Source organism: Sandaracinobacter sp. (assembly GCF_041909755.1).
Lineage (GTDB): Bacteria > Pseudomonadota > Alphaproteobacteria > Sphingomonadales > Sphingomonadaceae > Sandaracinobacteroides.
Map to the genome: position 1 here is coordinate 50126 of NZ_JAYRCW010000005.1, position 10017 is coordinate 60142.

Annotated in this window: 10 protein-coding genes; 6 read left to right on the forward strand and 4 right to left on the reverse strand. The window is 67.7% G+C overall.

The genetic code is table 11. The features are described from left to right. Positions 1-30: 30 nt before the first annotated feature. The 3 genes from ACE3O8_RS01705 to mscL are packed head-to-tail and all read right to left on the reverse strand — an operon-like array spanning position 31 to position 1735. On the reverse strand, positions 31-471 hold the full coding sequence (locus ACE3O8_RS01705; protein WP_374386119.1) for an META domain-containing protein: 441 nt from the start codon (positions 469-471) through the stop codon (positions 31-33). Between the two features lie 28 nt (positions 472-499). Beyond that, on the reverse strand, positions 500-1303 hold the full coding sequence (locus ACE3O8_RS01710; protein WP_374386121.1) for a hypothetical protein: 804 nt from the start codon (positions 1301-1303) through the stop codon (positions 500-502). Positions 1304-1306: 3 nt separating this feature from the next. After that, positions 1307-1735 carry a large conductance mechanosensitive channel protein MscL gene (gene mscL, locus ACE3O8_RS01715; protein WP_374386123.1) on the reverse strand — a complete coding sequence of 143 codons (429 nt, stop codon included), beginning with the start codon at positions 1733-1735 and terminating at the stop codon, positions 1307-1309. A 149-nt stretch (positions 1736-1884) separates the two neighbouring features. Here mscL and ACE3O8_RS01720 point away from each other — a divergent pair, with 149 nt between their 5' ends. From ACE3O8_RS01720 to ACE3O8_RS01730, 3 genes are read left to right on the forward strand one after another with little or no spacing between them, the layout of a single operon-like run. Continuing rightward, complete coding sequence (locus ACE3O8_RS01720; protein WP_374386125.1) at positions 1885-2469, forward strand: LemA family protein; 585 nt, start codon at positions 1885-1887, stop codon at positions 2467-2469. A 2-nt stretch (positions 2470-2471) separates the two neighbouring features. Then, positions 2472-3263, forward strand: coding sequence for a YgcG family protein (locus tag ACE3O8_RS01725; RefSeq protein ID WP_374386127.1), 792 nt, complete (start codon positions 2472-2474; stop codon positions 3261-3263). After that, a complete protein-coding gene (locus ACE3O8_RS01730) occupies positions 3257-3931 on the forward strand; it encodes a TPM domain-containing protein (RefSeq protein WP_374386129.1) in 675 nt (224 codons plus the stop codon). Before ACE3O8_RS01725 ends, ACE3O8_RS01730 begins: the two co-directional genes overlap by 7 nt. Before the next feature lie 22 nt (positions 3932-3953). Here ACE3O8_RS01730 and ACE3O8_RS01735 read toward each other — a convergent pair whose 3' ends face one another. Further along, a complete protein-coding gene (locus ACE3O8_RS01735) occupies positions 3954-5543 on the reverse strand; it encodes an ABC-F family ATP-binding cassette domain-containing protein (protein WP_374386131.1) in 1590 nt (529 codons plus the stop codon). Positions 5544-5734: 191 nt separating this feature from the next. Between ACE3O8_RS01735 and ettA the strand changes: the two genes are divergently transcribed. The 3 genes from ettA to ACE3O8_RS01750 all read left to right on the forward strand — a co-directional run. Next, positions 5735-7414: an energy-dependent translational throttle protein EttA gene (gene ettA / locus ACE3O8_RS01740; protein ID WP_374386133.1), complete on the forward strand. Its 1680-nt coding sequence runs from the start codon at positions 5735-5737 to the stop codon at positions 7412-7414. Positions 7415-7644: 230 nt separating this feature from the next. Then, positions 7645-9465: a sugar transferase gene (locus ACE3O8_RS01745; protein ID WP_374386135.1), complete on the forward strand. Its 1821-nt coding sequence runs from the start codon at positions 7645-7647 to the stop codon at positions 9463-9465. A gap of 54 nt (positions 9466-9519) precedes the next feature. Further along, a partial coding sequence (locus tag ACE3O8_RS01750; RefSeq protein WP_374386137.1) for a squalene/phytoene synthase family protein occupies positions 9520-10017 on the forward strand: 498 nt, incomplete at its 3' end.

Genomic DNA, 10017 nt, shown 5'->3' on the forward strand with positions numbered 1-10017 from the left:
GCCCGCCGGGCGGGCGCCGCCGATCACAGTTCAGCGCTTCGCCTTGATCGTCCGCCCATCAGCGGTGGACAGCGTCAGCACATCGGCGGCCACGGAATAGCTCTTCACGTCGCCCAGCGTCTTCAGGAACAGCCCTTCCTGCTGCATCAGCGGATCGGGGCAGGCCATCATCGTGGACGCCATCTGGGAAAACTCCAGCTTCAGCCCGTCTGCGGAAACCGTGTAGCCGCCCATGAAGCGGTTGCAGCTGCCGGCGCCGGCCACGCGGCCGTCTTCGAACTTGATCGACGGCGTGGAGCCAGCGACGATCGGGGCGCCGCCGATCTCGAACACCTTCCACTCATCCCCCAGCAGCGCGGCGCCGCCCGTGGGCGCCGGGGCGGCCGGCTTCGTCTCCGGCGTCCCGGACGAGGCGCACCCCGTCATCGTGGCGAGGGCAAGCCCTGCGGCGGCGAGAATCTGTAGGCGCATCTCTGTCTCCTGCTCGTTCGTGTGTCGGTCATTGTCTCGGCCTCGAAAGCCGGGTTTCGTGCAGCTGCTTCTCGACATCCAGCAACGGCCCCATCGGCGTCAGGATCGTGCCGGATCGCGGCCGGTTCAGGTCCGCGATCAGCAGCAGAACCAGCGTCAGCAGCAGGATCAGCTCTGTCGAGGCCATGAAATGCGCGCCGACGCTGCGGTCGCTGACATAGCCGATCAGCACAAGGCTCGCGATGGGAAACAGGATCAGCAGCACCACCAGCGTGCCGGGCAGCCGGTTGGCCAGCGCGGCGTCGCGGCTGGAGGCAGCGTCGAACATCTGGTTCGCGCTCTGCACCAGCAGGATGCGGACAGCGGTGTCGGGCACGCGCGGCCCCACCTCCATCATATGGCTCCACATCCGGGCGGCAGCCTTTCCGGTCTGCTCCCGCGCGGCGGCCACCGCGTCGGCCGATTCGCCCTGTGCGCCCACGGTGATCCGCGCCGTCAGATAGCGATCCAGCTCGTCGAGCGTCGCCGACCGGAGGTCGGCGGGCATCAGGTCCGTGCGATAGAGGAAGGTGCCGATCGCATTGGCCTCGTCCACCGTCGCCGTCCGCCGGCCGTCATAGCGGGCGACCGCCATCGAAACCGTGAAACCCAGCAGCAGCGCCAGAAGCCCCAGCGAGGCCGAGACGATGAGGCCCGGATCCTTGCTGTCATCCGGTTGCGACCGGGCGCGCAGCCAGCGTCCCGAAAGCGCCGCCAGCCAGAAAATGACGAAGAAGCTCGCCCCCAGCAGCCACAGGGGCATGGACTCCAGCGTGCGGATCAGCAGGTCCACGGCCTATTTCTTCAGGCTGTCGCGGATCTCGCGCAGCAGCAGCACATCCTCCGGCGTTTCCGGGGCGGCGGCGGCCGGCGCGCTCTTCGCAAAGAAGCGGTTGGCATGCTTCACAATCAGGAACACGGCGAACGCCAGGATCACGAAGTTGATGATCGCCGTCAGGAAGGCGCCATAGCCCAGCATGGGGACGCCCGCCGCCTTCAGCGCGGCATAGTCCACCGCCTTGCCCTGCAGCTCGGCCGGGATCGGCCCCAGCCTCAGATAGTTTTCGGTGAAGTCGGCGCTGCCCGTCACCAACGACAGCAGCGGCATGATCACATCTTCCGTCAGCGACTTCACGATGGTGCCGAACGCGCCCCCGATGATCACGCCGACGGCGAGGTCCAGCACATTGCCCCGGGCAATAAAGGCCTTGAATTCGTTGAGCATGGCAGACCCCTCTTCCGTTCCCGCGCCAGATGAACCCAGCCGCGGCGCAAGCGCAAGCGGAAACCGCCGGATGCAACGCCGCTCTTGACGCCGCAGGGCGTTCGGGGCCTTATCCGCGCCGGAAATTCACAGGTCCGGGGGTCTTATCCATGCGCATCGTCCGTCTCGCCCTGCCTCTTGTCGCGGCCCTGTCGCTCAGCGCCTGCGGCATCAACTCCATTCCCACCAAGGAAGAGGGCGTGAACGCCTCCTGGGGGGAAGTGGAAAACCAGTATCAGCGCCGGGCAGACCTGATCCCCAATCTCGTCGCCACCGTGCAGGGCTATGCCAAGCAGGAACAGGATGTGCTGGTGGGCGTGACGGAGGCGCGCGCGAAGGCCACCTCGATCCAGCTGAACGCGCAGGATCTGTCAGATCCGGCGAAGGTCGCGGCCTTCAGCCAGGCGCAGGATGGCCTGTCGTCCGCGCTGTCGCGCCTGATGGTGGTGGTGGAAAAATATCCCGAGCTGAAGTCGGACCAGAATTTCCTGGCGCTGCAATCGCAGCTGGAAGGCACGGAAAACCGCATCTCGGTCGCCCGGCGCGACTATAACGAGGCGGTGCGCCAGTATAATGTGGAAATCCGCACATTCCCCTCGATCATCGCCGCCAAGACCATCTATGGCGCCACCCCGAAGGAGCCGTTCAAGGCCACCGCCGCGAACGCCGAGCAAGCGCCGCAAGTGAAGTTCTGACGATGCGGCGCCTTCTGGCGCTGATGCTGATGCTCCTCGCCGCGCCGCTCGCGGCGCAGGAGTTTCCGGCGCTGACGGGCCGCGTGGTGGACGCCGCCAACATCCTGCCGCCAGAGGTGGAGGCGCAAATCGCCGCCCGGTCCGAAGCGATCGAGAAGCAGACGACCGCCCAGCTGGTGGTGGCGACGGTGCCCAGCCTCCAGGGCTATGAGATCGAGGATTATGGCTATCGCCTCGGCCGCCACTGGGGCATCGGCCAGAAGCGCGAAGTCGGCAAGGATGGAAATGCCGCTGGCGACAACGGCGTCATCCTGCTCGTCGCGCCCAACGAGCGGCGGGTGCGGATCGAGGTGGGCTATGGCCTGGAACCCATCCTGACCGACGCGCTCTCCTCCGTGATCATCCAGCGCGCCATCCTGCCCGAATTCAAGGCCGGCAACATGCCCGCGGGCGTGCTGGCCGGCTTCGACGCCATCGCGAAACAGGTGGAATTGCCTGCGGACGAGGCGGCGCAGAATGTCGCCAACGCCGAACGGCAGGCGGCCGCAGGCGACGACGAAGGCTTCCCCTTCAACCTCATCTTCTTCCTCATCATCCTCGCCATCTGGATGATCATGGCGTCGCGCCGCTCGAAGGGCGGGCGGCGCGCCCGGCGCGGCGGCCCGATCGTGATCTGGGGCCCCGGCATGGGCGGCGGCGGCTGGGGCGGCGGCGGCGGCGGATGGGGTGGCGGCGGCGGCTTCGGCGGCGGCGGCGGCGGTTTCGGCGGCGGGGGGGCCAGCGGCGGATGGTGATGATCGCCCAGCCGGATGAAGCCCGCATCGCAGCCGCCATCGAGGCGGCCGAGGCGCACAGTTCGGGCGAGATCGTCTGCACGCTCTCCACCGAACGGCACCGCTATGTGGAATGGGTGCTGGCGCTGGCGGCCGCCTTCGCCTTCGTCGTGCCGCTCGTCTCCACCATGGCGGGCTTCGGCCCCAGCGCCTGGGCCGCGCTCGCCGGCATCTGGCAGGCCGAACCGCTGACGGACCTGCAGACAGTGGAAATCTACGCCCTCGCGCAGGTCTGCCTGCTGATCCTCGCCACGCTGGCGCTCTGGTGGTCCCCGCTCGCCCAGCGCTACGCCCCGCTCTCCATGCGGCGCGAACGGGTGCATGAAATCGCGCTCAAGCAGTTCCTCACCCGCGGCATTCACCTCACCCAGAACCGGACCGGCGTGCTCCTCCACGCCTCTCTGGAAGACCATGTGGTGGAAGTGATCGCCGACGAGGAAATCTACCGCCGCGTGCCCGATGAACATTGGGGCGAAACCGCCGCCGCCCTGCTGGCCGGCATCCGCCGGGGCGACATCGCCCAGGGCTTCGTGGACGGAATCGCCATGGCCGGCGGCGTGCTCGCCACCCACTTCCCCCCGCGCGACGACAACCCGGACGAACTGCCGAACCGGCTGCTGCTGGTCTAGGGCGCGAATAGGCCGGCAACGCTCACCCCAGGGCGTACCGCCGCCTGATCCCGATCGCCTCCAGAAACCGCTCGTCGTGGCTCACCACCACCAGCGCACCGTCATAGCCGGACAGCCCCTCCTCGACCGCCTCCAGCGTGTCGAGGTCCAGATGATTGCCCGGCTCGTCCAGCAGCAGCAGCGGTGGCGGGCTTGCACCCAGCACGCAGGCAAGGCCGGCTCGCAGCCGTTCCCCGCCAGACAATGTGCCCACGGCCTGCAAGGCGGCCTCGCCCCGGAAGAGGAAGCGGGCGAGCGCGGCGCGGCCTTCATTTTCGGTCGCGTCCGGATTTCGCGCGCGGAAGTTGTCGCGGATGCTCAGGGACGGATCCAGCAGCGAAACCTCCTGATCCAGCAGCACGGCCTCCACATGCACCGCGGCGCACCCGGCGAAAGGGGTCAGCTTGCCCGCAAGCAGCGCCAGCAGCGTGGACTTGCCGGTTCCGTTGGGGCCGGTGATGGCGACCCGATCCGGACCGATCACGCAAAAATCGATGTCGCGCAGGATCGGCACGCCGGGCGTATGTCCGGCCGAGACACCCTCCAGGTCAACGACCCGCCGCGTGAGGGACAGGCCGGTCGATGGCATGGCGACGGACAAGGGCTGCACGATCTCGATTCGCTCGCGCGCAGTCTCCAGCGCGTCCGCAGCGGCTGAAACCCGCGCCTCCGCGGTCCGGGCGGCGTGGCCCGCCGTGCCTTCTGCCCGGTTCTTCCGAAGCCCGATGGCGATCGCGGGCATATCGCCCCGCTCTCCCTTTCGCTTTCCCGCGCCGTCCCTCCGGGCCTGCCTTTCGGCATTCTGCTGCGCCATCCGTTTCGCGCCCGCCAGCAGCTTTCCGGCATCTGCCAGCGTCTGTCCGGCAGCCGCCATCTCTTCGGCCCGCCGCTCCCGATAGAAGCCCCAGCCGCCGCCATAGACTGTGGCCGCACCGGCCCTGAGGTCCACGATCATGTCCATCCGCTCCAGCAGGGCGCGATCATGGCTGGCGACAAGAGCCCCGCGCCGACCCCCCTGCGGCCAGTCCCGCAGCATGTCCGCGATGGCCGCCCGGCCATCGGCATCCAGATGGTTCGTCGGTTCGTCCAGCAGCAGGAAGGCGGGCTCGGCAAACAGCAGGGCCGCAAGTGCCGCGCGCGTGCGTTGACCGCCAGACAGCTGATCGAGGGGCGTTTCCAGCGGAATATCCAGCCGCACACGGGCCAGTGCCGCCTCGATCCGGCTTTCCAGAAGCCAGTCGCAGCGCGCCAGTTCGTCCGCGTCGGCAGCCCCGCTTTCGGCCCAACGCAGCAATGCCAGCGCCGCATCCGCGCCGAACAGCGTGGCGATGCGCTGGCCGGGAACGGGCGCCACCTGCTGGCGAAGCACGCCGATCCGGCCAGGGGCGGATAGGGACCCGGTCTCGGGCGCCAGTTCCCCCGCGATCAGCTTCAGCAGCGTCGATTTGCCCGCCCCGTTGCGGCCGACCAGGCCCGTCAGGCCCGGCCCGAACGACAGGTTCAGATGCGTGAAAAGGGGGCGGCCATCAGGCGTGGACCAGCCGATATCGGAAAGTTTGATGGTAACGGACATGGGCAATCGCTTTCCCGAAGGGGATGTTCAGGTTGTCAGCGATTGAAATCCACGATCCTTGCTCCGTCCGGTGTCGCGCCACACATATCCGGACGACAGCCGCGGCGCAACCGGCGCACCGTTTGAACCGGGCGGCCCGATGCGCTAAAGCCCGCCGCAACTTCCCCTGACCCCAGCCTTCAAGGACCACCGTGGCCCAGCAATTTTCCTATGTGATGAAGGGTCTCACCAAGACCTTCCCCGGCGTCGCCAAGCCGATCCTGAACAACATCAACCTGCAGTTCTACCCGGATGCCAAGATCGCCATCATCGGCATCAACGGCTCGGGCAAATCCACGCTGATGAAAATCATGGCGGGGATCGACACCGAGTTTCAGGGCGAGGCCTGGCCCGGCGAGGGCGTGCGCGTCGGCTATCTGGCGCAGGAGCCGCAGCTGGATCCGAAGAAGACGGTGCTGGAAAATGTGAAGGACGGGGTGCGCCCCATCGCCGACATGATCGACCGGTTCAACGCCATCTCGGCGGAAATGGGCGATCCCAAGGACGACACCGACTTCGACAAGCTGATGGAGGAGATGGGCACCCTTCAGGAAAAGATCGACGCGGTGGACGGCTGGACGCTCGACAACCAGCTGGAAATCGCGATGGACGCGCTGCGCTGCCCGCCCGGCGACTGGAGCGTCGAAAATCTGTCCGGCGGGGAAAAGCGCCGCATCGCGCTCTGCCGGCTGCTGCTGGAAAAGCCCGACATCCTGCTGCTCGACGAACCCACCAACCACCTGGATGCGGAATCCGTCAGCTGGCTGGAACAGCATCTGAAGGAGTACAAGGGCAACGTCATCCTCGTCACCCACGACCGCTACTTCCTCGACAATGTCGTGAACTGGGTGCTGGAACTCTACTACGGCGCGGGCATCCCGTTCGAAGGCAATTACTCCGCCTGGCTGGAAGCCAAGGCCAAGCGCATGGCGCAGGAAGAGCGCGAGAGCGAAAGCCGCACCAAGGCGATCAACCAGGAGCTGGAATGGATCCGTTCCAGCCCGAAGGCGCGGCAGACCAAGTCCAAGGCGCGGATCAAGGCCTTCGACGAACTGGTGGCAAAGCAGGACGCCCAGCGCAGTTCCGACCGGCAGATCCTGATCCGCAACCCGGAACGGCTGGGCAGCATGGTGATCGAGGCGACGGGCCTTTCCAAGGCCTATGGCGACAAGCTGCTGTTCGAGGACCTGAGCTTCACCCTGCCGCCCGGCGGCATCGTGGGCGTGATCGGCCCGAACGGCGCGGGCAAGACCACGCTGTTCCGCATGATCACCGGCCAGGAACAGCCCGACAGCGGCTCCATCCGGATCGGCGAGACGGTGCATCTGGGCTATGTGGACCAGTCGCGCGACGCGCTCGATCCGAACCGGACCGTGTGGGAGGAAGTCTCGGGCGGGAACGAGCGCTTCAGCTTCGGCAAGCAGGAAGTGTCCAGCCGCGCCTATGTCGGCGCCTTCGGCTTCAAGGGCACGGACCAGCAGAAGAAGGTCGGCCAGCTGTCTGGCGGGGAACGCAACCGCGTCCACATGGCGAAGATGCTGAAGGAGGGCGGCAACGTCCTGCTGCTCGACGAACCGACCAACGACCTCGACGTGGAAACGCTGCGGGCGCTGGAAGACGCGCTGGAGAATTTCGCCGGCTGCGCGGTCGTCATCAGCCACGACCGCTTCTTCCTCGACCGCCTCGCCACCCACATCCTCGCCTTCGAAGGCGACAGCCATGTCGAATGGTTCGAAGGCAACTTCGAGATGTACGAGGCCGACAAGCTGCGCCGGCTGGGCCCCGCCGCCGAACGCCCGCACCGGCTGCAATACAAGCGGCTGACGCGATAACGGGATGGGGGCTTCGGCCCCCGCCTTTCCCGCCGTCCCGGCCTAACCCCAATGAACAAATGCACCGCCGCCCGCTTTGTGCGATCAGGCAGGGCATGATGGGGGTCTGGCATGCGGGGTCGGAGCACGCCTTATTCTGCTGAAAGGGTCTGCCGGCCGCCCAGTTGCGGCGGCTGACCTTGCGCGGCAGACGAACGCCTTTGCAGGCAGCGCGGTTCTTCAAGGCCGCGATGGACCGTGTCGTGGCGGCCGCGCTCCTCATTCTGTTTTCCCCCCTGATGCTGCTGATCGCGGCCGCCATCTGGTGGCACCTGGGCACGCCGATCCTGTTCCGGCAGGCACGCCCCGGCCGGCACGGCCGCCCCTTCACCATCCTGAAGTTCCGGACCATGATCGGAACGGATGGCGCGGACGGCAGCGACCAGGACGATATGCGGATGACGGGCCTTGGCCGCTTCCTGCGGGCCACCAGCCTGGATGAGCTGCCGGAGCTGGTGAATGTGCTGAAGGGCGAGATGAGCCTCGTCGGGCCGCGCCCGCTGCTCGTCGCCTATCTCGATCTCTACAGCCCGCAGCAGGCGCGCCGGCACGAGGTGTTGCCCGGCATCACCGGGCTTGCCCAGGTGAACGGCCGCAACCTGCTCAGGTGGGAACGGCGCTTCCGCTATGATGTCTGGTATATCGATCACTGGTCTTTGTGGCTGGATCTTAAGATCCTGTTCCTGACGGCCGTGCGCGTGATCACGCAGGACGGGATCTCGGCCGAAGGCCATGCGACCATGCCGGCGTTCCAGGGCAGCCGCAGCGTCGAAGTCCCGGTCAACGCCTTCGCCCGTAAGGCCCCGCCGATCCTGCGCCTGTCCTTCCGGGCCTCCGCCGCCGCCACCCTGGCCGCAGCCGCCATCGCCGCCTTCGTGGCGCTCGTCGATCCCTATGGCATCACCGGGCTGGTGCAGATCCCCGGCGTCAACACCCAGAAGACGCACCGGGTGGACAATGGCGGCCGCGTCGCCCGCTCCATCGCGCTGTGGCGATCCGATCACGACATCGTGATCCTGGGGGGCACCCGCACCTGGGCCGGCATCGATCCGGAATCGCCGATCCTCGCCCGCCGCGATGCCTACAACGCCGCCCTGCGCGATGCGACGGTGCCCGAACTGGTGGCCGTCGGCCGCTTTCTGCTGGATGAGGATCCGCCCCGCCGGGTGATCATCGGCATCAGCTTTTCCATGTTCGAGGCGGATCGCGCCCATGTGGGCGATTTCGAAAAATCCGGCTTCGACGGAGACCGGATGCCGCTGGTGCTGCTGCGGTCGTTCGTCAGCCCCGAGGCGGTGAAGGATTCGCTGAAGACGCTGAAGGCCAACCTGACGGGCGCGCAGAGCTGCGACCATGACAATGGCCTGCACCTGTGCCCCCCCGGCGAAGCCGCCCCGGTGGCGAATTTCAACGAGGCGCTGGCGCGCAGCTATCTCGTGCAGCCCTGGCACTATGCCGATTTCGACTATGATCCCCGCCGGGTCGAGCAGCTCGGCCGGATCGCCCGCGAACTGGCGGCCGCAGGCGTGGAGGTGGATATCTTCACCGCCCCCGTCCACGCCCACCAGATGGAGGCCGTGCGGGCCGCCGGCCTCTACCCCGTGCACGAACGCTGGCTGACGGATCTGACGCTGGCGATCGCGGACGCCAATGATCACCCCGCCAGCCGCGCCCCGATCCGGCTGTGGGATTTCACCGGCTATTCCTCCATCACGACAGAGCCTGTCCCGCGCGGATCGCCCGATGGACAGATGCAATGGTACCGCAACTCCTCCATCTTCACCCCGCTGCTGGGCGAGGTGGTGATGCGCCGGATCCTCGCGGACGATCCCGGCCGGCATCCCGATTTCGGCGTCCGGCTGGAACCGGCGAACCTGGGGCTGGTGCTGATGGCGAAGCGGCAAGGGCGCGAACGCTATGCCGCCGCCCATCCCGACGAAGTCGCGCAGATCCAGTCGCTGGCGCGCCATTCGCGCGAGCGGGTGGGGGTGGCAAGCCTGGGCGGCGGCTGATCAGGGGCTGTTCGCCGGGAAGCCGGATCGCTAGGTCGTTCCCCCATGGCCGGAATGGATTCTCAGGCTGCCGAGTTGAAGGCGCGCGACCGCGAGCGCTGGCTGTCCGTGCTCTGGGCGCCCACCGTCGCCCGCCCGGCGCTGATCGCGATCCACGCCTATGATCTGGAACAGATGCGCGTGGTGGCGGAGGCGCGCGAACCGATGTTGGCGGAAATCCGCCTCGCCTGGTGGCGCGAGCAGCTGGAGCAGCTGTCCGCCGGCCGCCTCGCCCCGCCGCAGCCCCTGCTGCGCGCGCTCAGGCACGACGCCCGCCCGCGTGGGGTGGACCTCGGCGCGCTCTCCCAGCTGGAGGAAGGATTCCTGCCCCTGCTGACAGAGGGGCGGCTGGACGCATCTGCCATGGCCGACGCGCGCGGCCGCCCGCTGTTCCAGGCGCTGGCCACCGCCTGCCTGGGCCGCCCGCTCAGCAATGAAGAGGCCGAGAGCGCCGCCCGCGCCGGCGCGCGCTGGGCGCTCGCGCGCCTGTGGCGCGGCGGATGGGGCCAGGCC

Coding starts and splice junctions, on each gene's coding strand:
- ACE3O8_RS01730 (WP_374386129.1), top strand. CDS start 3,257: ATGGTGATGATCGCCCAGCCGGATGAAGCCCGCATCGCAGCCGCCATC.
- mscL (WP_374386123.1), bottom strand. CDS start 1,735: ATGCTCAACGAATTCAAGGCCTTTATTGCCCGGGGCAATGTGCTGGAC.
- ACE3O8_RS01720 (WP_374386125.1), top strand. CDS start 1,885: ATGCGCATCGTCCGTCTCGCCCTGCCTCTTGTCGCGGCCCTGTCGCTC.
- ACE3O8_RS01725 (WP_374386127.1), top strand. CDS start 2,472: ATGCGGCGCCTTCTGGCGCTGATGCTGATGCTCCTCGCCGCGCCGCTC.
- ACE3O8_RS01735 (WP_374386131.1), bottom strand. CDS start 5,543: ATGTCCGTTACCATCAAACTTTCCGATATCGGCTGGTCCACGCCTGAT.
- ACE3O8_RS01705 (WP_374386119.1), bottom strand. CDS start 471: ATGCGCCTACAGATTCTCGCCGCCGCAGGGCTTGCCCTCGCCACGATG.
- ACE3O8_RS01745 (WP_374386135.1), top strand. CDS start 7,645: ATGGACCGTGTCGTGGCGGCCGCGCTCCTCATTCTGTTTTCCCCCCTG.